The 23,921-nt window shown below is 39.1% G+C and carries 15 protein-coding genes and 1 riboswitch; of the genes, 11 read left to right on the plus strand and 4 right to left on the minus strand.

Annotated elements, in window-relative coordinates:
• Positions 1 to 419: 419 nt before the first annotated feature.
• Entirely contained in the window at positions 420 to 3,968 is a 3,549-nt protein-coding gene (locus tag ABN702_RS01300) for a S8 family serine peptidase (protein ID WP_417899073.1), read from the plus strand.
• Between the two features lie 305 nt (positions 3,969 to 4,273).
• Here ABN702_RS01300 and ABN702_RS01305 read toward each other — a convergent pair whose 3' ends face one another.
• The gene (locus tag ABN702_RS01305; RefSeq protein ID WP_417899074.1) at positions 4,274 to 5,524 is read right to left on the minus strand and encodes a helix-turn-helix domain-containing protein; all 1,251 of its coding nucleotides are present in this window, start codon (positions 5,522 to 5,524) and stop codon (positions 4,274 to 4,276) included.
• Positions 5,525 to 5,805: 281 nt separating this feature from the next.
• On the opposite strand from ABN702_RS01305, the gene ABN702_RS01310 reads away from it, so the two are divergent.
• Together ABN702_RS01310 and ABN702_RS01315 are read left to right on the plus strand one after the other, a co-directional pair.
• Positions 5,806 to 6,714, plus strand: coding sequence for a LysR family transcriptional regulator (locus tag ABN702_RS01310; RefSeq protein ID WP_417899075.1), 909 nt, complete (start codon positions 5,806 to 5,808; stop codon positions 6,712 to 6,714).
• 753 nt (positions 6,715 to 7,467) lie between these two features.
• A complete protein-coding gene (locus ABN702_RS01315; RefSeq protein ID WP_417899076.1) occupies positions 7,468 to 11,619 on the plus strand; it encodes a S8 family serine peptidase in 4,152 nt (1,383 codons plus the stop codon).
• A gap of 483 nt (positions 11,620 to 12,102) precedes the next feature.
• On the opposite strand, the gene ABN702_RS01320 is transcribed toward ABN702_RS01315, so the two are convergent.
• Positions 12,103 to 12,774: a VC0807 family protein gene (locus ABN702_RS01320; RefSeq protein WP_417899077.1), complete on the minus strand. Its 672-nt coding sequence runs from the start codon at positions 12,772 to 12,774 to the stop codon at positions 12,103 to 12,105.
• Between the two features lie 120 nt (positions 12,775 to 12,894).
• Between ABN702_RS01320 and ABN702_RS01325 the strand changes: the two genes are divergently transcribed.
• The 7 genes from ABN702_RS01325 (at position 12,895) to ABN702_RS01355 (ending at position 20,771) form a co-directional block, all read left to right on the plus strand.
• Positions 12,895 to 13,743, plus strand: coding sequence for a DUF72 domain-containing protein (locus ABN702_RS01325; RefSeq protein WP_417899078.1), 849 nt, complete (start codon positions 12,895 to 12,897; stop codon positions 13,741 to 13,743).
• A 40-nt stretch (positions 13,744 to 13,783) separates the two neighbouring features.
• A complete protein-coding gene (locus tag ABN702_RS01330) occupies positions 13,784 to 15,145 on the plus strand; it encodes a bifunctional metallophosphatase/5'-nucleotidase (protein ID WP_417899079.1) in 1,362 nt (453 codons plus the stop codon).
• A gap of 79 nt (positions 15,146 to 15,224) precedes the next feature.
• Positions 15,225 to 15,527: a YunC family protein gene (locus ABN702_RS01335; protein WP_417899080.1), complete on the plus strand. Its 303-nt coding sequence runs from the start codon at positions 15,225 to 15,227 to the stop codon at positions 15,525 to 15,527.
• Between the two features lie 149 nt (positions 15,528 to 15,676).
• Positions 15,677 to 16,783, plus strand: coding sequence for an HD-GYP domain-containing protein (locus ABN702_RS01340; protein ID WP_417899081.1), 1,107 nt, complete (start codon positions 15,677 to 15,679; stop codon positions 16,781 to 16,783).
• An 81-nt stretch (positions 16,784 to 16,864) separates the two neighbouring features.
• Positions 16,865 to 17,054, plus strand: a riboswitch (Lysine riboswitch).
• Between the two features lie 140 nt (positions 17,055 to 17,194).
• Positions 17,195 to 18,757: a Na+/H+ antiporter NhaC family protein gene (locus ABN702_RS01345; protein ID WP_417899082.1), complete on the plus strand. Its 1,563-nt coding sequence runs from the start codon at positions 17,195 to 17,197 to the stop codon at positions 18,755 to 18,757.
• A 359-nt stretch (positions 18,758 to 19,116) separates the two neighbouring features.
• Positions 19,117 to 20,652 carry a sodium-dependent transporter gene (locus tag ABN702_RS01350; protein ID WP_417899083.1) on the plus strand — a complete coding sequence of 512 codons (1,536 nt, stop codon included), beginning with the start codon at positions 19,117 to 19,119 and terminating at the stop codon, positions 20,650 to 20,652.
• Entirely contained in the window at positions 20,652 to 20,771 is a 120-nt protein-coding gene (locus ABN702_RS01355; protein ID WP_417899084.1) for a MetS family NSS transporter small subunit, read from the plus strand. The genes ABN702_RS01350 and ABN702_RS01355 overlap by 1 nt, the downstream gene beginning before the upstream one ends.
• A gap of 48 nt (positions 20,772 to 20,819) precedes the next feature.
• Here ABN702_RS01355 and ABN702_RS01360 read toward each other — a convergent pair whose 3' ends face one another.
• Complete coding sequence (locus ABN702_RS01360; RefSeq protein WP_417900786.1) at positions 20,820 to 21,776, minus strand: M23 family metallopeptidase; 957 nt, start codon at positions 21,774 to 21,776, stop codon at positions 20,820 to 20,822.
• A 467-nt stretch (positions 21,777 to 22,243) separates the two neighbouring features.
• Between ABN702_RS01360 and lipA the strand changes: the two genes are divergently transcribed.
• Entirely contained in the window at positions 22,244 to 23,140 is an 897-nt protein-coding gene (gene lipA / locus ABN702_RS01365; RefSeq protein WP_386641119.1) for a lipoyl synthase, read from the plus strand.
• A 45-nt stretch (positions 23,141 to 23,185) separates the two neighbouring features.
• Here the strand turns inward: lipA and ABN702_RS01370 are convergent, their stop codons facing one another.
• The gene (locus tag ABN702_RS01370) at positions 23,186 to 23,884 is read right to left on the minus strand and encodes a YhcN/YlaJ family sporulation lipoprotein (protein WP_417899085.1); all 699 of its coding nucleotides are present in this window, start codon (positions 23,882 to 23,884) and stop codon (positions 23,186 to 23,188) included.
• Positions 23,885 to 23,921 lie beyond the last annotated feature (37 nt).

Raw genomic sequence — 23,921 nt, forward strand, 5'->3', positions numbered from 1 at the left:
GGGACTTCTTCGCCTGCTACGTTTTTAAGCGGTAAATATGAGAGCTTATCTTTCTAGTTCTTTTTACACATATTAATAACTTAATTTTTCGTAAAATCATAAAATTCGAAGATTTATGTTTATTTCCCCCTATTTCAAAAAAATACTTCACAAATAAATTATAAATATTTTCCCTATATTAACTTGAAATTCTATTTTAATTTTGTTTGAATGACAATCTTATAAATGAAATCTTAAATATATAGGTATATTAAACTATGATTTAATCGCCTAAATCCCCCAATTTACTGTGCTTTTTGGTGAACTTACAATATAAATAGTATTTATTTTCTCGGTAGGGATAGAGTTTTGTCTAAAGCTATTTAATTACCAACCTCATATTGAAAAATAAATATAAAACTAAAAAAGGAGAGATATAAATGAAAAAGAGTAAATTGAAGGCGTTTAAAGTCTTGACTACTGCAGCTGTCACAGCCTTACTTCTTTCATCATTCACAGCTTTTGCGGAAACGAATGACACTTCAACCAAGTCAGAAGCTATTGAAGATATTGTGGAACAAGGAAGGCATTTATTTTTTGATAAGGACAAGTTAGATCCAGGAAGTGATAATTTATATAATAAAGAGATTAATAAAGAAGGTTTGATTAAAGCCTATAAACCAAACGATATTGTTCGTCTAATCGTAGAAGTGGAACAACCAACAGATGTGGACAATACATCTAAAAATAAAAAATCATTAATGAAGCAAAAGCAAAACAAAGTCATCGACCAAATTGCTAACAAGAAAACTTCTAAATCAAATACGCCTACTAAAGTGAGACACCGTTATTTTGAAGGATTTAACGGATTCAGTGTCGAAACAGAGTTCCAAAATTTAAAAGATATAGAATCCATACCAGGTGTTACACATGTTCATGTTGCTAGAACATTCGAAGAAACGATGGGAGCAAGTAAAGAATTAGTACAAGCTCAAAAAGTATGGGAACAATATGGATATACAGGTGAAGGTTTAGTAGTCGCGGTCGTTGATTCCGGAATTGATTATACGCACAAGGATATGAAGCTATCGGATACAGCCAAAGCGAGAGAAAAATGGACTCAAGATAAAATCGCTCAAAAATTTACAGAGACAGAAGTAAACGAAATCTGGTATTCCGATAAAGTCCCAACAGGCTATGATTGGGCAGATAACGATACGGATATCATTCCTGGAGCAACAGGTAGTGCGCATGGTACTCACGTTGCCGGTACAATCGGAGCAAGTGGAGACGAAACGAATGGTGGAGTTGAAGGTATTGCACCAGGTGTACAGCTATTGGCTGAGAAAGTATTTTCAGATAAAGGTGGAGGTGCCTATGAAGATGATATTATTGCAGGTATTGAGCATGCCGTCACAATGGGTGCAGATGTTATCAACATGAGTTTAGGTGTAGATGCAGGCTATGTAGATGAAGAATATGATCCAATTCAAAAGACAATACGAGTTGCGACAGAACATGGTACCCTAGTTGTCGTGGCAGCAGGTAATTCAGCCTACAGTACGAAGAATAACATCACTTTCTCATCATTAAAACCATATGCGGAAAATCCTGATATTGGAACAGTTGGTGCACCGGGTGTAAGTCCATATGCTCTATCAGTTGCTTCCTATGAAAATACTAAACTTCATTTAAATAAACTAGATGAAGTAGATGGTATATCGCTTCCTTTCAAGGATCAAACGCAATTCCCAGCATTGTATAATTTTAAAGTTTCTAAGAATCTATTACCAGATACCAGCTACGATATGGTTTACGTAAACGAAGGAAAGTATGCTTTAGATTATCCTAAAGGCAAAACTGGCTACATTGCAGTAGTTAAACTATTAAATACGTATAGTACTGTTTCATCCATTCAGTGGACTGCAAAGAGTGCTGGAGCAAAGGCTATTATTATGATACCACCTGCAGGGTTGTCAGATTATACTACGCTACCAGTAACGCCAACTGCAGTACCAACAGCTTCAACAGGTAAAGCTGCAGGTGAAGCATTACTGAATAAAATGAGTAGTCTGCCAAGTGGCCAATATTTAAGCATGAAATTATCAGGTGATACTTTGGTAGATAACCCAGCGAAAGACAAAATGTCCCATTTTTCATCTATTGGTTCTCCAAGTATATTAGATTTTAAACCAGAGATTTCTGCTCCTGGTGGAAATATTTATTCCACAGTACCAGGAAATGATTATGAGATTATGAGTGGAACATCCATGGCAACGCCTCATGTTGCAGGTGGTTCTGCATTATTATTGCAGGCACTTTATCAAAAAGGATTAACACATTCTGAAGATACCGTTTTGAAGGCGAAAATTGCTTTAATGAATACAGCTAACGTGGTCATGGATCCAAGAATGAATGGAGAAGTTCCATATTCACCACGTGTACAAGGCTCTGGGGTAATGAAAATTCAAAATGCCATTAACACACCTGTCATTGTGACAAGTAGAGACACGAATTTAGAACAAGCTGGAGCGGTTGCTTTAAAGGAAATCGGTCAAAATACAAGCTTTAAATTAAACTTGGAAGCATTTGACGCTCCTAAAGGTAAAAATAATAGTAATGATATTGAATACAATGTCTATGTAGATGTACTTAAAGATCAGACTGAAATGAGGGAATTTGATTTAGATAGTGATGGGGTACTGGATTCAAAAGAGTATTTAACATTAACTAGTGAACGTATTGATGGTGTGACAGTCACTGTAAATGATCATACAGTAACAGATAAAACAGGAGCATTAGTTAAAATCAAACCAGGTCAAACAAAAATGCTTACTGTTAATGTAACTTTACCAGATTCCTTAAAGAAAAATAGTTTTGTAGAAGGATTTGTTCGTCTAGTTCCAGTAGCCAATGCCAAAGACCAAGAAAAGGCAGTACCTTTAACTGTTCCTTATATGGGTTTCTATGGGAAATGGGATGAACCACGAAATATCGACCCTCCAGCATGGGAGAAAGATGCATTTGTAGGATATACGGCACTTTGGGATGATAGTACAGAAAGATTTCCATTGGGATATGACCCGTATACTGATAGATTCCATCTTAACCGTATTGCCTACTCGCCAAACTATATCAACAAAGGTATCTATGCTTCATTTCAAGCCTTACGTAATCTAGATAAAGTTGAAATGTATATTGAAGATCAATCTGGAAATCTCATTAAAGATTTAGGCGATTTTAGTGAATATACTGGAACTCCATGGAAATTCAGAAAAAATATTATGTCATATAAAGATAATATGTATGGTGGATATCAATGGGATATGAAAGACATGTCCGGACAATATGTACCTGACGGTGTATACCAATATGTTATAAAAACAACATTCGATTATGAAAACGCACGCCCACAGGTGGTTAAAATGCCAATCATGATAGATTCAATCGCTCCGACCGTTTCAGATCTTACAGTAACGCCAAAGAACGGTAAATATGAAATTTCCTTCAATCCGCAAGACAATGCAAGTGACTTTAATTCTGCTGTTGTTTGGGTTAATGGACAATTTTATTCACTAGCACTTGAGCAAAAATCTTTTCTTGTTAATACAGAACCGAAAAGTATTGTTATTTTAGCCATTGATTATGCAGGAAATCAATCGTACAAAGTTTGGGGAGATCCGAGTTATATTAAATCTTCTATGGCCGTTCAAACGATCCAAATTTATCCTAATGCAAATATTAACAACAGCAAACCAGCGAATATTTCTGCCTGGGCTTATGCTAGGGTAGACTGGACGATTAATGTTAAAGATGCAAGTGGAAAGATTATAGATTCGTTTGAAGTGAAAAATGAACATACATTGAATGCAAAATGGACACCTGATAATAATCTTCCAAATGGCACTTATACAATCACAGCAAATGTCATTACAAAAGACGGTTTTAAAGTAACAACAACGCCTAAAACAGTAACGGTTGTTCAATAACCTTAAAATTTTATTTTGTACTTTCTAAGCTAATGAACAAATTACTAAAACCCAGTTTTTACTGTAGCCTTTTTGTTTTTAATATGAATTTTATAGACAGTATGAGGAGCTTCTATCTATGAAGATCTTTAGAAAAATATAAAATCTCCCCAAAATATAAAACCAAGAATACGAGCGTATTCTTGGTTAATTTTTCTTTTACATGTTTAGAAAGAATAAAATTGGCAGCGAGGAAGAGGACCTGGCTAGTTTTCCAGTTTAAAAATTAAGAATAAGTGCAACTCCACCTAAATCTGACTTATATGCTATCTAGTCGGCGAGTTTTCATTATATGAATTTTTTATGAGTAATTTAGCGATTTCCATTGCCTGATCAGTTAATCTCATCGTGGAATAAAAATTAAATAATTCTTTATTTGAGCGTTCAATTAAATAATAAAATCCATTTTTGTTGAACATTGGTAATGCTTTCTCGACTAGATATTGATGATATTCTTTCTCTTTACATTTTAATAAATAAATAAGGAGTTTAAATAGATGAATATATAATAATGAATTCATATTTTTTGCAATCGTAAATCCATTTTCAGCAAGTAAAATAAGTTCATTTTTTGGTAAAAGTCTTCCTTCTAATGAACTTCGAATATACCCCTCTAAAGAAAGTAAGTAAGAATTCGATACTTGATCTTTTATTGACATAGATTCTTTATAATAAATACTTGCTAGTTCATAGTTAGACCTTCGTAAATATTCAACTGCAAGATTATGCAATACTCTTGCTTTCCGATCAACGGCATTACATAATTCACAACTCTTAATTAAATTTTTGAATCGTTTAATAATTTCTTCGTCTGAACTGAAGTCATCTTTTACTTGAATAAGCATTAGCATTTCTGCATCGATGACTCTAAGATAGTTATTTATGTTTTTAAAATATTGATGTGCCTTTTCGGCATAATAATATGCTAACATACGTGATTGTGTTGTGTGATAAGCAACTGCAAGATGATAATAATATTCCGGGTTATTATAAATAGTAATTTGAATGGATTTAAATGATTGTATTGAACTTATATAATCTTGGTTTTCTAAATAATAAATACCAAATGTATGCTTTAATAAATTGGTTTCATAAGGTGAGAGCCTATTTAATTTTCTTTGAATTTTTTTGAGGATTTTAAATGCCTCATTTGACTTATTATACATAAGCAAATACCTAGCTCGGAGTAATTGATACATATATGCATATTTAGAAATTTCTAATAATTCCTCGTGTTCTAGCTCACTATTAATTTGATCCATTTCATTATAAAGCTGCATAATAATCGTTTCTTGCCAATATAGTAATTTTTGTTTGATATTCGCAAGTTTAGTTAACTCTTCTTCCATATTAATCTCTAATCGTTCACATAGTAAATTAGTAATTTCTGTTGCGTAAGTTGTTTGGGCACACTCTATTTTGCTAATATGAGTTGTTGAACATATATCTTTTCCTAATTGTTCTTGGGTGAGTTTTTGCTTTTCTCTATAAAACTTAATGATTTTCCCCTCATACATAACCAAAGTCCCCCATTATTTAATATTGATATAATAAAATTCTACATTTTTCAACAAATTTAGTATATTAAAAATATTGGAGTACCTTATGAAGTAATACTTAAAGATCATTTAAAAAAATAATTGATGAAAAATACCTTTGGAAATCATACAAAATAAATAATACTTAATCAATGAAAAGCTAAAACGGAAATATTTTCAAATATTAAACTGTAGAATTTGATTGATAATTTAAATAAAATGAACTGAAGTGATTAAAGTCCTTTAGTTAGAGGTGAAAAATGAATTTAGAACAAATGGAGTACATTGTAACCGTAGCAAATGAAAAGTCTATTACAAAAGCAGCTAATAAGTTATTTATTTCTATTTCGGGTATGAGTCAAGCAATTACTCAATTAGAAAATGAATTAGGTATAAAAATTTTCAATCGATCGAAAAAGGGAATAACTCCAACTTATGAAGGGAAAATCGTAATTACTAAAGCAGTAAAATTGCTAGAAACGATTAATGAATTAAATGAAGAAATTAAAAATAATAGAAACGTCAATCTTAATCATTTGAAAATATTAACCTCACCAACATTTTCATATATACTTCAAGAATCAATTGTAAAATTCAATAAAGAAAATAAAAATTTGACATTTGAATTAATAGAGGAAAATCCTTTAAACATATTACAAAGTTTCAATAAAGAAAATTATGATATTGCTTTTATTTCTGCAACCTTGGAAGAACTGAAGAAAGAAAAAAATATTAAGTACGAACATATTCATAAGGGCTGCATATGTGTAGCAGTAGGAAGAAATTCACCTTTTTATTCCTATGAATTTGTGTTACCTAGTGATTTAGCAAATGAAAAAATTGTTATTTATAAAGCTTCAGATTATGACCAGCTCCATAAATATACGAAAATGAATTTTAATCAAGCATTTATGAGCTCAAATAAAAGTAGTTTACTATTAGAATTAGTAAAAGAGAGCGAAGGGATCTTATATTTGCATGATTTTAGTATTAATAATCAGCCAATGGTATTAAATGGAGACATAAAAATCATTCCTTTAAAAGAGGAAAATTATTTCCAGGTTGATTTCTGGAACATTTATTTAGAGACAACAGGGTTAACTGAAGTAGCAAGGGAATTCCTTAAAGTCTTTTTAGAACATTTTAAGCAATATATAAAAAAAAGCTAGAGAAGCAATTCAATGCTTCCCTAACATATTTAATTACAATAAATATAAATTATATTAATTTCGTTTATAGATGTAATACTTGTAATCTTAAATATTATTCTTAAAGTTGGGACTTACCCTAATTTAGTATTTATGCAGAAGGTCATAGAGCCTTTTTTTTAGGAACGGAAAGCTTGAGATAAAGATAGGGTAAACAAATGTGGGGAGTAGCTGAACGCTACTTTTTTTTATTTTATTGCAAACAATCAAGGAATGTAAGGGGCTGTTTGGCAATTAAAATTATATTTTCAACATAATACAGTATAGTTTCTAGTTCTTTATATACATTTTAATCAAATGTTTATTTGTATTTTCGTAAAATTCTATAAATTATGTTTATTTCCCCCATTTTAAGAGAAAATACTCCATAAAAAATATTGATTTCGACAAAACCATAAATATTTTTCCTGATTATAACTAGAAATTCTGTTTTAATTTTGTCTATTTGGCAATATTTTTAAACAGAATTTAAAATATATAAGTCTATCGAACTATGCTTTAATCCCCCAATTTACTGTGATTTATGGTGTATGTACAATTCTAATTGTATTTATTTACTCAGAATGATTAGTAAAATTGTAATTTTTATTAAATTACTAATCTCATAAAAGTAGTGAAAGGGTGATACGGAGAGAATGATAGTTCACCTAGCTTCGTAAAACACATCGTCTAGGAGAGAGAAAAACAAATAATATTAGGACAAGGGGATACGGTATGATGAGAAAAAAAATCACGAAGATTCTTACAGGATCGCTAGCTATTGGCATGTTATTATCTCAAGGTGCTCCATATAACGTATTGGCGGAAAGCCCGTTTGAGCTGAATCCAGTTGAAAATGCGGAAGAGATCTTAGCGAGCCTTTCTGCAGAACAAAGAAAGGCATTAGAGCAATTAGAAACAAGTCCAAACTTTACGATTTCTCCGGATATTAATGCAAATAGTCCGGAATTAGTCAGAGTCATCGTCGAATTTGAACAGGCGCCGGCGAAAATTGAAGTGATGAAACAAGTAGCGAAAGGAAAGAAACTATCTTCTGCTGATGCGAATGAGAAAGTGGAAAAAGCTCACAAAGCTTTTAAAGAGCATGTGCAATCATTGAAAGTGCAGAAGAACTCGACCGAATACAAAGTGGAAGACGTAAATATTACAAGAGAATATAAAAACGCCATCAACGGTGTAGCGATGACGCTTCCTGGCGTGGCAGTACAGGATTTGCTGCAATCCGGGGTAGTTAAACATGTCTTTAAAGATTACGAGGTAAAAGTGGATCCGCCGGTAGATACGAAAGTAGCCATTGATCCTAAAATGGCGGATAGTATTCCGCAAATTGGCGTGGACAAGCTTCATGCAGAGAATATTAAGGGTAAAGGCATTAAAGTTGGTGTGCTGGATACAGGGATTGACTACAATCATCCAGACTTAAAAGAAGCTTATAAGGGCGGATATGATTTTGTAGATGATGATGCAGATCCGATGGAAACAACCTATCAAGATTGGATCGATGCTGGCGAGCCAGTACTCCCGGGGCGTGTGTATTACACGAATCATGGAACACATGTCGCAGGGACGATTGCAGCCCAACAGAAAAACGGTGTGGATTATGCTGTGAAAGGGGTAGCACCTGAAGTGGATTTATTTGCTTATAGAGTATTGGGACCTTTTGGAGGGGGATATACAGCAGGAATCCTTGCTGGTATCGATCAAGCGATTGAAGATGGCATGGACGTCATCAATCTGTCGCTTGGCGCGCAGACTAACGATCCTTTATACGCCACTTCTGTCGCAGTAAATAATGCCATGCTTTCCGGTGTGGTGACCGTCGTTGCTGCAGGTAATGCCGGACCGAACGAAAAAACGCTTGGTTCTCCAGGAACAGCGGCTCTCGGTATTTCAGTAGGGGCGAGCGATGTTTCCATGACCATTCCTACATTTAGCGGAAGCGTTTACAAGGATGGATTTGATAATTTGCAACTTCTGGGTAAAGACTTTTCTGATCGGTTAGAAGATTTACAAGGACAATCTTTACCCATTGTATTTGCGGGACTTGGTAAAGCGGGTGATTTTACAGGAAAAGAGGTCAGCGGGAAAATCGCCTTAATTCAGCGCGGGGAACTAACCTTTGATGAAAAAATAAAAAATGCCAAAAACGCTGGGGCTAAAGCTGTGATTGTGTACAACAATGTCGACGGGCAAATACCTAGCTACTTAGGCGAGGTCGTCGGTTTGATCCCGTCCTTCCGCCTGTCAAAAGCGGATGGTGAGCGGTTAAAGGAGCTAGAAGAAGGTTCTTTCACATTTGAAACGTTAAGTAATACAAAAACTGAAGGCGATCATTTAGCGGATTTCAGTTCACGCGGGCCGGTAAATGGAAATTATGATATCAAGCCGGATCTAGTCGCTCCAGGTGTGTCCATATTCTCCACGACACCAGAATTCATCAATGATCCTCAGGACGGCATTAATTACGAGAATGCCTATGTACGTATGTCGGGGACATCGATGGCCACGCCACATGTGGCAGGTGCAGCAGCATTGATTTTACAGGAGAATCCCGAATACACTCCTTTCGATGTGAAATTGGCACTCATGAATACTTCGGACGATTTACAAGGGGATAATTCTGTATACGAAGTAGGCGCGGGACGAATCGATGCCTATCAAGCGGTTCATACAGATACCTCCATCAAAGTATGGGATAAGACACAAAATATCGAAAATGGAAAAGTCGTAGAAATTGATGAAGAAACAGGTTCCATTGTATTCGGAAGACATATTAAAAAAGATGATCAACCAATTGAAGCAAGTAAAAAGGTGACAGTTCAAAACAACAGCGAGGAAGAAAAATCTTTTACACTAGAAGTGGAGTATCACGGTGAGCGTACAGGGATTCAAGATGCAGTGAGTAACGGTGTTACAGTAGATGTTCCTTCATCGATTACAGTGGGAAGCGGCCAAGTGCAGGAGCTCCAGCCTAAAATAACGATACCAAACAGCGCTGCGGAAGGAAGGTATGAAGGGTATATTCATGTGACCAATGCCAATAATCCAGACGAAACCTATCAAATTCCATTTGCTGTTATGGCGACGGAAAAAGGATTTGCTTATGTCAAAACGACTAGACCATCCGTGACAAATACAACAGCTTTCTGGGAACTTCGTGACCAACAGATCCATTTTGTCATGAAGTTGAACAGCCCAATGAAAACCATGGATGTGCTTGTAAAAGACAGTAAAACAGGAAAAGCTGTAGGATTCATAGGGACAGCGAACACTAACTTTCCAATAGATAGAGAAGTGTTTCTTACTGGTGCGTTCAGCGGTACGGTCTTACCATTTACAAATGATCCGTCCCAGCCAATCAGTGATATTCCTATAAAGCTTCCAGCAGGCGACTATATACTGGAACTGATTGCACACGATGAGGATGGGAAATCATATGTTGTCCAAAATCCACTTATCGTGGACAATACAGCACCAGAAGTAAACATGGATATCAAATCGGGTGTAATCGAAATCAATGATTCTATGTATACAGTAGAAGATGGCCAAAAAGCAGTGTGGCTGCATGGAACAGCTAAGGATGAGACAGTGAATCTATTACAATCTAAAGGGTTGGACATCGATCAATCGTCCAACACTATGGCTTACTATGCAGGTGCCTCTGCATATATGGCTGGGTTCTTCCCGGTTCAAGCGAATGGAGATGTGAAATTAGGAATAGAGGAAAGTGATATTGCAAATCAACCTTTAAGATTTTGGTTGAGAACGTGGGATACTGCAACGGCAGTTGGTTACCAAAAGTATTACTTCATGAAAGAAGGAACAGAATATACGACTTCCAGTTATGACAAGAAAGAGTTAAAAGTTGGCGATAACGTTACGATGACACTCAGCCTTAATAATGTGAAACAACTTGTCTCGGGAGAATTTAATGTAGAGTACTACAAAGACTTCTTTAAGTTTTCGAACGTGAAGCTGAACAAGGCAGTAAAACAATATACAAATGAAAAAGGCTTACGGGTATCACTAGATAAACCTGTTGTGACAGAAGGTACATTCAATAATAGTTTGAAGATCGGTGCTTCCATTACTGGAAATGTATTCAGAGGACTGGATGGAGACATGCCGTTCCTCGATGTAACGTTTAAAGTATCGAATGATGAAGTTTACGAAAACGAAATTCCTGGATTTGAGGTAAAGAAGGGGTCTTATAAGAAATCCGGACAAACAGCAGACACTGCTATTCCTTTTTACGGCACTGAAGATCTTAAAATAATTCCTACACATACACAGTTGATAGGATCGATCACGCCGGAAGCATTTTATTTATATGGTTCAGGGACGGAATATTTGAAAAAAGCGGATTATTCAAAAATAGGAGCGCAAGTATACGCTCTTTCCAGAAGCGGTAAAAAGTATAAAGGAACAATTAATAAAAATGCATCTTTCACGATCAATGATATTCCGGCTTCCGATCAAGTATATACAGCTGTTATCGATGTTCCGGGGCATCTTAAAGTGATGAAGAAATTCATTCCTGGATATCATGATGCAAATGGAGAGCTAAGAGGGCAATTTTTAAGAATTGGTCAGAGAAGTCTTGCGGGGGATGTGAATGGCGACAAAATGATTGATATCCGCGATATCCAGAGTGTCGTGGATGCATACGGTACGAAGGATTCATCCATCGTGCGGCAAGATCTCAATCAAGATGGTGTCGTAGATGAAGCAGACATTCGTTTAATTGAGAAAAACTTCTTAACGAAGGGACCGGATGCACCTACCGATAAACAGCCAAAAGAAAAAATAGGAGATAAAGGGCTGGAATACTTCCTAGGCCTGATCGGTCTTGAGCCGAAGCAATAGCAAGTGGTAGGGGAGGAATGCAACGGCATTCCTCCTCTTTTTTAAAGGATAAGAAAGTATAAAATTTTCCTGCATGGGAATACATTCGGGTGAAAAAGAATTAATACAATCTATGTCAAAATTCACAGAAAACCTCATAAGGAGGGATATGTGTTATAGGATTACTATTGGGAGGCTTAGATAATAAAAGGTAAGAATATCTATATAATGCCGCTAAGTGAATCATAAGGCATATCTCAGCCAACACAGTATCATCCAAATGGCAGGTAAGAGTCCATGTGAAGAGGATATTTGCCATGTTCAAAAGCGAAGCGATTATATAATATTGATAAATGCTGTAATTCCTCTGTCCATCTGCAACATTTCTTTCACTTATGAAAAAAACAGCACCATCCAATATGGCGCTGTCAGATACTTAAGCCTACACTCCCGAAAACCCGACTAAATAAAAATAATCCCTGGGTTGCAACAGTATTGGATCTCCTAAACCAATTCCTCCCCAACCTCTTCCTTGCCATCCGCCTCTTCTTTCATCTGTTTCTGCTTCTCCAGATAATCATTAATCTTCAAGTTAACATAGATGAATCCAGCTGCAATGAATGCAGAAAAGACCCAGCCATTGACCTTCATGAAGAAAAGAATGCGGTCATAGCCTTCCACTCCATACACGCCGATCAGATATTGCTTAAGTCCAGCCGAGAATAGGCCTCTCAATGCAAAAATACCTGTAATAATATAAAAGGCAGGCAATAATTCCTTCTGTCGATACAGACGAAGGCTGTCCTCTCTTTTGTGGCCCTGCAGGTATGCGATATCAGCCAGGAAATAGAGACCCAATGGCTTTCTCGCAATCATCGTCGCTATGAAGAATAGGGCGAATCCAGCACCGACGTATACGGAGTTCTGGAGCATATTGAATGCAGTGCCTGACACTATATCAACAGTGGTAGAGATGAATAGTGAAGCAAGAATGAACATACCAGTTACATTATATTGCCTTTCTATTAAAAATCTTACGATTGTATAAATAAATCCAGGGACTGTGGATAGTAGAATGGCATAATAGTCTCCCAGAGGGTCCTGTCCATATTTCCAGATCACATAGGGCATTACCAGGTAAAACAGCAAATCAAAAAAGACTATCTTATTCTTCATATATCCCCCGCCTCTTCTACTTCTATTTTCTTTATTGTACCAATTCCTCCCCAACCCAACACTATATATTTTAGTATGGCTGCAAGATTATGATAAAATGAAAAAAATGAGGTGATACGGATGATTCTTATTGGGGTTACAGGCTGGGGAGACCATGATTCCCTCTATAGTTCAGGGATTGCAGCCAGGGATAAATTAAAGGAATATGCTGCTCACTTTCCGGTGGTAGAGGTTGATTCCTCGTTTTATGCCATCCAGCCTAAACGGAATGTGGAGAAATGGGTGGCGGACACACCACCAACATTTCAATTCATTGTAAAGGCCTATCAGGGGATGACCGGTCATCAGCGTGGGGATATTCCGTTTGAGACGAAAGATGCGATGTTTGAAGCTTTTCTACAGTCGATCGAACCATTTAAAGAGTCTAATAAGCTTGCCATGGTGTTGTTTCAGTTTCCACCCTGGTTTGACTGTAACAAGGATAATGTGAGCTATATCCGCTGGTGCAAAGATAAGATGAAAGATACAAGAGTTGCGCTTGAGTTTCGCAATCAATCCTGGTTTTCGGAGCCTTTTCGAGAGCAGACTTTGACGTTTATGGAGGTTGAGGGCTGGATACACAGCATTTGCGATGAACCCCAGGCTGGAAGAGGATCCATCCCGACCGTGCTTCATCCGACTGATAAGGAGCTTACTCTTGTAAGGCTGCATGGGCGGAATGTGCACGGTTGGACAAAGGCGGTATCAGGCAAAGACTGGCGGGAGGTCCGTTATCTTTACGACTATAATGAGCAAGAGCTGTTGGAATGGAAGCGGAATTTGGAGAGTATAAAGGACTCCACAAAGGATATTTATGTGCTTTTCAACAATAACTCCGGTGGGCATGCTGCTGATAATGCCAAAAGGATGATAGAAATGCTGGAGCTGGAATATGAGGGGTTGGCTCCAAAACAACTGGATTTATTCTAAGCAATCAATGTGCGTAAATGAAAGAGGAGAGAACAAGATCGTGGAGATTCGGATATTACATACCAACGATACACATAGTCATTTTGAGGCTTACCCTAAAATAGGTGCTTTTCTGAAAGAGAATAGTAGTGAGATTCCATCTGCGCTAGTGGATATCGGCGACAATATGGACCGCTTTCACCCCATCACCGAGGCAACACAGGGCAAAGCGAATACCGCCATGTTGAATCTATTGAAATATGATTTTGCGACGATTGGAAACAATGAGGGAATAACCCTGGATTATCAGGCTCTGTCAGAGCTATACCGGGAGGCTGATTTTCAGGTGCTGGTGGCAAACCTGTTCGAAACCAGTGGGGAATACCCGGATTGGGTGAAACCTTACTTCTATAAACAGATGGGTGATATAAAGGTTTGTTTTGTTGGGGTAACCGTCTACTATCAGCATTTTTATGAGCTCTTGGGCTGGAAGCTGGAAGATCCTTATACGATACTGGAAAAAATCCTGCCAGAGGTGAGGGCCGAGGCGGATGCTGTGGTCGTGCTGTCGCATCTCGGAATTACTGATGATGAGGAGATGGCTAGAAGGTTTCCGGACATCGATGTCATTCTCGGTGGACACACCCATCATGTGCTGCCTGAAGGGAAAATGATCGGGAATACGCTCGTTTGTGGCGCTGGGAAGTATGGGCAGTTTATCGGAGAGGTCTCTATTGGTTTTAATGAGCAGAAGAGGATAACACAGAAAAAGGCTAAGCTGCATTCCCTGGAAGAGACACAACCCAATAGTGAAGTGAAAAAGGTGATTGATCGGATGGAAGAGGAAGCGTCAGGAGCTTTGCAGTACAAGCTGGCTGAATTGCAGGAACCTATGAAAATCGACTGGTTCGCCCCATCCCCCCTTGCAAATTTTCTGGCAGAAGCATTAAAAGAATGGTGTGATGCAGATATCGGAATGGTGAATGCCGGGGTGCTGCTGGAGTCCATTCCAACAGGTGCAATTACAAGAGAGGCATTGCATCGCCTATGCCCCCATCCAATCAATCCTTGTCGAGTGACGCTGACCGGTGAGGAGCTTCGGGAGGTCCTTCAACAATCAATCCAGCCTGAAATGGAAGAACTGAAGGTGAAAGGCCTCGGCTTCCGGGGGAAAGTGATGGGGAAGATGGCGTTAAGTGGATTGGAGCTGGAAAGTGAATTTTTCTCAGATGGTACTTTGCAAATCAAAGCCATTCGTGTAAAGGGGAAAGAAATCCAAAGCCATGATGCCATTTCCATTGGCACAATCGATATGTTCACGTTCGGGCGCATGTATCCAACCATTGTGCGTGCAAAAGACAAGAAGTTCTACATGCCCGAATTGCTTCGGGACGTCCTAGCCGAAAAGCTTTCACGTTTATAAGCTAAGCTAATACCCATTTTTTACACTCTTTTGTGCTCCTGTCATAAATTGATAGGAGAAGGGAGCGTGACAACTATCTATGATTGAAATGGCGCCAATCAAAATTAATGACTTTACTTTTACAGCAATCACTGTCAGATTGCCTAAAACCAATTTTCTTGCTGTAACCAGTGATAAAGGATATATCATGTGTGGAGCCCTCGATGTTGCCCTTTTGAATGAAAAGCTGAAAGATCGTCGGATCATTGCTGGGCGAGCGGTGGGTGTTCGGACAATTGAGCAATTAATAGAGGCCCCTTTGGAATCGGTTACGTATGAAGCGGAAAGTCTGGGTATTACAGTTGGAATGTCCGGAAGGGATGCTTTGTTGAGAATGATATAAAAGACCTTCGATGCAAGGTCTTTTTTTATTTGTCGAAAGTTATATTAAATTTTTTATAAAAACTTTGTTAATAATGAAGTTTTCTTTCATTGTTTTTACTATAATGGAAAATATATAGATTTTGTCGAATTATGAAGATAGGAGAAACTATGAGATTATTACCCACTAAGTCCATGAAGCCGGGAATGAAGCTAGCGAAAACTATCTATAATGAGCAGGGGAGAGCATTGTTGAGTGCGGGAATCCCTGTAACAGCACGGATGATTACACGTTTGCAGCAGTTGAATGTTACATATGTTTATATAGAAGATGCAAGAACGAAAGATTTGGAAGCTCCGACGATGATTTCGGATCAAACAAGAAAAAAGGCGATCACCACGATTACCGATACCTTTAAGCTGCTGGAGAGCGAAAAGAAGCTCAGCAAATGGTTTGTGATGGACCAGTCGTCCAAGGACCTAAAGAGCCTTATTCATACTTTGCTTGCAGATATGAAAACCAACCAGGAAGTGGCAACACTTTTAACAGATGTTTATATACATGATAACTATGTTTTCACCCATTCATTGAATGTCACGTTATACGCGCTCTCCATCGGGATCAAATTGGGGTTGCCGCAAAAGGACCTTGAGATTCTGGGGCTTGGCGGGATTCTTCATGACATCGGAAAGATGCAGATACCTTCCGAGATTTTATTCAAGCCTGGGAAACTGACAAGTGAAGAGTTCACTGAAATGAAAAAGCACACCACTTATGGATATGATATTCTACGAAATATGCACACCATTCCTCTTCTTGTCGCTCATTGCGCTTTCCAGCATCACGAAAGACTGAATGGCAGCGGATATCCGAGAGGGGTCAAAAACGAAGATATCCATCTGTTCGGCAAAATCCTGGCAGTGGCGGATGTCTTTGATGCGGTAACCTCGCATCGAATCTATCGGAGTGCGATGCTGCCACATGAGGGCTTGGAGATTCTGTATGCGGGTTCTGAATCCCTTTACGAGCCGGCAATCATCGAGGCTTTCCGGAAATCTGTCGCCATTTATCCTTTCGGGCTTGCTGTGACGCTCAATGACGGCCGAAAAGGGCTCGTTGTAGGGCAGAATAAGGATATCACGGAGCGACCGATCATCCGGATCATAGAAGCGGAGGGAGCCGAACTGGACACCCCGTATGATATCAATTTAAAGGATCACCTGGATGTCAGTATCGTGGATTGCGACAATCAGGGGAGCATGTCAGCGGTAAGCTGATACTAGCAAAAAATTTCCTTTGTCCTCGTGTAATTTTTGTGATATAGTAAAACAATAAAATCATATACTTCCCTTATCATACGATGAGGTAGAGGCTGCATAGCATAAGAGTAAAACTACTGGAGGGTGACACCTAAGATGGTAGAAGAAAGGATGCTGTGCCGAAGCGGAATGAGTCGTCAAGCTTATTTTGCTGGGGTTATCTTGAATAAGGATAACACTGCCATTATGACCGGTACGGACGGGTTTGTAATGGAGGGCTACTGATCGGATGGAGGATAACATACATTACATACGAGTAATGATAGTTATTTTCTATCATTGCGTTTTTTTATGTAATACTCAGAGCCCCCATTATTGTAAACCGTTTGGACAGGTCAAACCAATTACAATTTTATGGGGGTTTTTTGTATGGAAGGAACAATTTATACTTTGATTCCTCCGGTGCTGGCAATCCTGATGGTTATTTTGACCAGAAGGGTATTGCTATCACTTGGAGCAGGGATCCTGGCATCTGCACTATTACTTGCAGATTTCAATCCGATTACGATGTTTGTACTGATATGGGATACAGTGCTTGGCCTATTTTATTCCGTGGAAGATAAAGAATTGAACTTATGGAATATTTATATCTTAATTTTCCTGATCATCCTGGGAATCATTACGGCGTTCATCTCCCTTACAGGCGGTAGCCGTGCATTTGGAGATTGGGCACAGCAAAAGATCAAAACTAGAAGAGGCTCAAAATTTTTAACTGCAATTCTAGGGATTATCATTTTTATTGATGACTATTTTAATGCTTTGGCAGTAGGTCAGATTAGTAGACCACTGACAGATCGTCATAAGGTATCACGTGCTAAACTTGCATACTTGATTGACTCCACATCTGCTCCGATCTGTGTGGTTTCTCCAATATCAAGTTGGGGAGCGGTAATTATCGGGACAATTGGTACTGAGGTATTATTAAAGCAGGGCATCAACAATATTTCGGCTTTTAGCGCATTTATGCAGATCATTCCAATGAACTTATACGTATTTTCCGCACTATTGATGGTTTTTGTTGTATGCTTTTTCAATTTCAACATCGGGCCTATGAAAAAACATGAGGACCGTGCCATGGAAACTGGTCAATTATATGATCCGGAAAAAGAGGTTCCTGGAGAACTTGCTGATGATCTTCCTACAAGTACGAAAGGAACAATCGGCTACCTTGTATGGCCTATCGTTTCTCTCTTTGTCGGTGTGATCGGTGCGATGTTCTATACTGGGGCAACTGCTATTGATGGGGATATTACCCTGCTTGGCATTTTTGAAAACACAGATCCTTCCGCATCCTTGTTCTATGGTGGTATGTTTGCATTGCTTGTATCCTTCCTTTTCTTGTTCAGACAAATTTCCAAAGGTGGAATAAGCGGGAATGTGGTTGGAAAAGGAATTTGGGCTGGTACCAAATCCATGCTTCCAGCCATCTATATCTTAATATTCGCTTGGACCATTGGGGGGCTTATCGGGGAGCTTGGAACCGGCGATTACCTTGCTGGTGTTGTAGCTGACTCCAATATGAACATTGCGTTCCTGCCGGTAGTCATCTTCATTATCGCAGGATTTACAGCTCTTGCTACAGGGACATCCTGGGGGACTTTTGGCCTGTTGCTTCCAATCGCAGGTCAGATTGCAGCGGCGACAGACGTCAGCCTTCTTTTACCGGCTCTCGCTGCAGTGCTTGCAGGGGCAGTGTTCGGGGATCACTGTTCACCGATTTCCGATACGACCATCCTTTCCTCAACAGGGGCAGGATGTAATCATATCGACCATGTCATGACACAGCTTCCATATGCATTGATTTGTGCAGTCATCTCCATTATTGGTTATATTGTGCTTGGGGTGACTGGTAGCACAATGTTGGGTCTATTGGTGGTATTTGCAGCATTTGTCATCTTGGTGTTTGCTACTAGAGCGATGAAAACTGCCTAAAAATACTTTTCATAAATATTAAAAAACACACTTTCTTATTGTGCTATATCTTCTAGCATATTGGAAAGTGTGTTTTTTTATATTTTTTTCAATTAACTTTCAAGGAATAATTATTCATAAAAAAAAGCTTATGTGGCGGTATTTGGAGAAGAGTTCTCTTGAAGTTATGAATATTTATTCAATATCGAACTTTGTCGTCTTAACTCGAAAAGGATAAATGAAAATAATGTTTTGACATAGTCATAAAGTCTAGTTATACTATGTATAAATTATATTAAATAGTCTGAAAAAAGAAAAGATTTGGACTCTTTTATCTATTTTTTGGAAAATCTATGAGTTCAACGGGGGAGGATATTACAATGGAAAATCGACCGCAATGGGGGACAAGGGCAGGATTTATTATGGCAGCGGTTGGATCGGCCATCGGTTTGGGAAACATATGGCGCTTTCCGGCAGTTGCCTATGACAATGGAGGAGGAGCATTCTTTTTACCTTACTTATTTGCTCTTCTGACAGCAGGTATCCCACTACTGATACTTGAGTTCACACTAGGCCATAAGTATCGTGGATCTGCTCCTCTTTCTTATGCTAGATTAAGTAAAAAGTTTGAATGGCTCGGCTGGTGGCAGGTTGCAATAGCATTTGTTATTTCCACTTATTATGCTGTCATTATCGCTTGGGCGATGTCTTACTCTGTTTTCTCATTAAAATTAAGCTGGGGCGAGGACACAGTAGGATTCCTGGTAGAAGATTATCTTCAGTTGGCAGCTCCGGGTGAATTCGGAAGCTTGGTGCCGTCTGTACTTATACCATTGATACTAGTTTGGGTCATTACATTAGGGGTTCTTTTCAAAGGAATCAAAAAGGGAATTGAAGTTGCGAATAAAATTTTCATTCCAACATTGGTAGTTCTATTCTTGATCATTGTTGTACGCGCTTTAATGCTTGACGGTGCAGTCGAAGGCTTGAATGCATTCTTCAAACCGAATTGGGACGTCCTGACAAGCGGAAAGGTGTGGGTTGCAGCATATGGACAGATTTTCTTCAGTCTTTCGATTGCATTTGCCATCATGGTGACTTACTCAAGTTACCTTCCGAAAAAATCAGATATTACAAACAACGCCTTTATTACAGGCTTCAGTAACTCAGGATTTGAGCTATTGGCAGGTATCGGGGTATTCAGTATCTTAGGTTTCATGGCGGTGCAGCAGGGTGTAGGTGTAGATGAAGTTGTAAAAGGCGGAGTGGGGCTTGCGTTTATGGTATTCCCGCAGGTGATCAACGAGTTCCCGGCTTTCAACCAGTTCTTCGGATTCCTATTCTTTACTTCATTGGTACTTGCAGGATTAACGTCCTTGATTTCCATCGTGGAAACATTTGTTGCAGGGGTACAGGATAAATTCAACATCTCCCGTACAAAAGCGGTACTATTCGGTGGAGGACTTTCTGCAGTCCTATCTTTATTCTTTGCAACTCAAGGCGGCTTGAACCTACTGGATGTAGCTGACTACTTCATCAACCAGTTCGGTGTAGCACTTGCAGGTCTTGTTCAAGTTATCGTTGTAGTATGGATTGTAAGACAATTGAAGCCTCTTCAGGATCATGCGAATATGGTTTCTGATATCAAATTGACAGGATTCCTTGGATCATGGTGGAAGATTTCCTTGGCTTTCATCACGCCTTTGGTTCTTGGATACATGATGTTTGATCTAATCCGTACAAACATTAAGGAAGTTTATGGTGCCGCAGATGGGTATTCCCGTCTATTCACGATTCAATACGGCTGGATTGTTGCTTTGGGAGCTATCTTGGTAGGAATCGTATTCTCCTTATTGAAATGGAAAAAAGCGGAGGTAGTTTTACCATCTTCCTCTTCAAAGGAGGTCAATAAATAATGGAAGCTAGTGCATTAGTTATGATGGTTGTAGGAATTGTGGTCATCTGGGGCGGAATGGGTGGCAGCATCTACTGGGCAGTAAAAAAATCTAAAGAGCAAAAACAAGTGCAGAATTAAAAAGAAAGCTGTTGGCGGGTAAAAAACCGCCAGCAGCTTTTTTGTTTCCTATCGTTTTCTCCGGTCCCCGCGTTCCCAGGATTTTAAGTGAGGAAACGGATCAAACGACCATTCTGTATACCCATTATCCTTGTACATTCCATAATGCAGATGCGGAGGGAATTTCCCTGCTGTTCCAGGTGGTCCATAGCCGGAACTGCCGACGGAACCAATCATCTGCCCGGGTTCTACTACTTGTCCCACCTCCAGGTCCTTCGCGAAGCCGTTCAGATGGGCAAAATAATGATAGGTGTTATTGATGTCCCTGATTCCGATCCGCCACCCCCCGAATTTGTTCCATCCCTTGATTTCGATGATTCCATAACAGGTGGAGCGAACGGGAACGCCGTAACTTGCAAAAATATCGGTTCCCTCATGCATTCTTCTGCCACCCCAGCCCCTAGCATCCCCCCAGGTATTCTTATAGCTGAAATTGGAGCGGATCGGCAGTGGAAAAGCATGTTTATCAAGCTTCAACGTTTGATAAGTTTGATACAATTTCAGATGACCCATGATAAGTCCGACAGTTTTGTCTCTTTGATAGTAATCCCATAATGCAATTTTCAGGTTTTCTTTATCTGTTCCGTAGGATTGAAGATAGGTGGCGAAAGTATAAAGGACATCCTCATCATTGGTGGAATCGGCGACTCCATCACCATTTCCATCCTGGCCGACTCCACTGAAGAACTGAATGCTGCTAGGGTTCGTATCTTTTGGATTCGGGTTCAACGGGCCAGCCCAAATCTCAGGTTTATAGTAGATGCCGATAACACCTGTAGCTTTTGGGATATCTCTTCTGGCACGTCTTATATTGCGTTCATATTGATCGACGGCTGCAAAGTAGTGCCAGGGGATTTGTGTGATGGATTGCATTTTTGTATATAACTCGTTTCTCTTTTCGTAAATCTGCTCGTCCGTCATATTCTCAAGTGTTGTGGCGGAAGCTGAGTCAGGTAAATATCCTATTAATAAAATGCAACATAGAAGTAAGCGTATCAAAGGGTTATCTCCTTTCCAATCGTGTTAAAATGCCTTCGCTATTTTCTTATCTACTGTTAGTTTGGTGTTTTTTTCATAATTAATAAATACTAATTCATGGAAGTGGATTGTTGGAAGCTTTTGCACTTGTGTAATGGAAGGATGTTTGGTAAAGTGACATGGTAGAAACATGTCATTTTCCCTATGGGTTTAATAAGGATATCTGTCGTCTTTTGAATAAGCTCTTTTCGTAAAGTTTGTTGCTTATGACTGTAAAAAATCGACTTTTGGATTTTTTACTGAGATAAACTTCGTATTATTTAAAAATTGTATTATCTCATACACCGAAAAGAGCACGAAGATATGTAAATTTTCGTGTTCCCATTGTATTCGTCAAAAGCAACAATTTCTGCGAAAATAGCCTTTGAATAATTAGACAATTTGGAGTTGATCATATGGCAAAAAAAGAAGACTACATAAGAAAACCTGATTGGCTTAAAATTAAGCTGAATACGAATGAAAATTATACCGGCTTAAAGAAGCTTATGAGAGAGCGTAATTTGAATACAGTCTGTGAAGAGGCGAAATGCCCGAATATCCATGAATGTTGGGCTGTAAGACGTACAGCAACCTTCATGATCCTTGGGGCAGTATGTACACGTGCATGCCGTTTCTGTGCTGTGAAAACAGGATTGCCGACGGAGCTTGACACACAAGAGCCGGAACGCGTAGCAGAATCCGTAAAGCTGATGAACCTGAAGCATGCGGTCATCACTGCAGTTGCCCGCGATGACTTAAAAGATGGTGGGGCAGCAATCTTTGCTGAAACAGTTAGAGCGGTTCGCCGTGAAAACCCGTTCACTACGATTGAAGTGCTTCCATCAGATATGGGTGGCGTGTATGAAAACCTCAAAATGCTTATGGATGCAAAGCCTGACATCCTGAATCACAATATCGAGACAGTGCGTTCCTTAACGCCTAGAGTTCGTGCGAGAGCAACCTATGACCGTTCTCTGGAATTCCTGAAGCGTGCAAAAGAAATGCAGCCGGAGATTCCAACCAAATCAAGTTTGATGATTGGACTTGGAGAAACGAAAGAAGAGATCATTGAAACAATGGATGATCTTCGTGCCAATAATGTGGATATCATGACAATCGGACAATATCTGCAGCCATCCAAAAAGCACATCAAGGTGCAGAAATATTACCATCCGGATGAGTTTGAAGAATTACGCCAAATTGCCATGACAAAAGGATTCAGCCATGTAGAAGCTGGACCTCTTGTACGCTCCTCCTACCATGCGGATGAGCAGGTCAATGAAGCGGCAAAAGCAAGACAAGCTCAGGCATAATGAAAAAGGGTCAGGCCTATATTAGGGGCCTGACCCTTTTCATTATTAACGGTTGTTCCTCATTTTTCTCACATGCTCACTGTATTCCTGTTCAAGCTCCTCGTTCATTTCGCCTTTACCTTCCCCGTTGGCATTTTCGCCTTTGGTCAAATCCTTGCCTTGGGGAGATTCGAGCATGGTATCGATAGTATTTTCAAGGATCTTATCGATGTTCGGGCTCGATACAGTCAATGTACGGAATCGTTCTATGTCGGCAATCATCTGTGGATTGTCTGAAACATAGACGTGATAGAAACGTGGAACAAAGGATAATCCTGTTTTGCTAACTTGATCCGCAATCTGTTCTCTGTCCTCACCGCTTGTTTTGTAGGCGATCAGCACCTCTTCATCTGTCACAAGTGTCGCAACATCGTCAATCTCTGGAAGCTGTACCACCATTTTTGAAATGATATTGGCCAGTTCTTCATAATCAACTGCCGCGATGTTTTCGTTATAGCGCTGTGAATTTTTAACAGGTGAGGCCTGTTCACGGACAAATCCGAATCTTTCATGATCTTCCGAGCGGCCGTTTCGGACGTCATACAATTCATACTTGTCATGATTAACCGTATTCATCGGATTGCCATCTCTATCGGTATATCCGCTTCGGGCCTGTCGTTCCTCAGGCGTCGTATCGAATTGACAGGCAGTTGTAAGTGAAGCGGATAAGCCTAAAACAACAATTAGCTTAAGCGACTTGTTCAATGGTAACACCCCCTTATCTATAGCATGACCTTTAAGA

This window comes from Bacillus haimaensis (assembly GCF_048270625.1).
GTDB lineage: Bacteria > Bacillota > Bacilli > Bacillales > Bacillaceae_I > Sutcliffiella_A > Sutcliffiella_A haimaensis.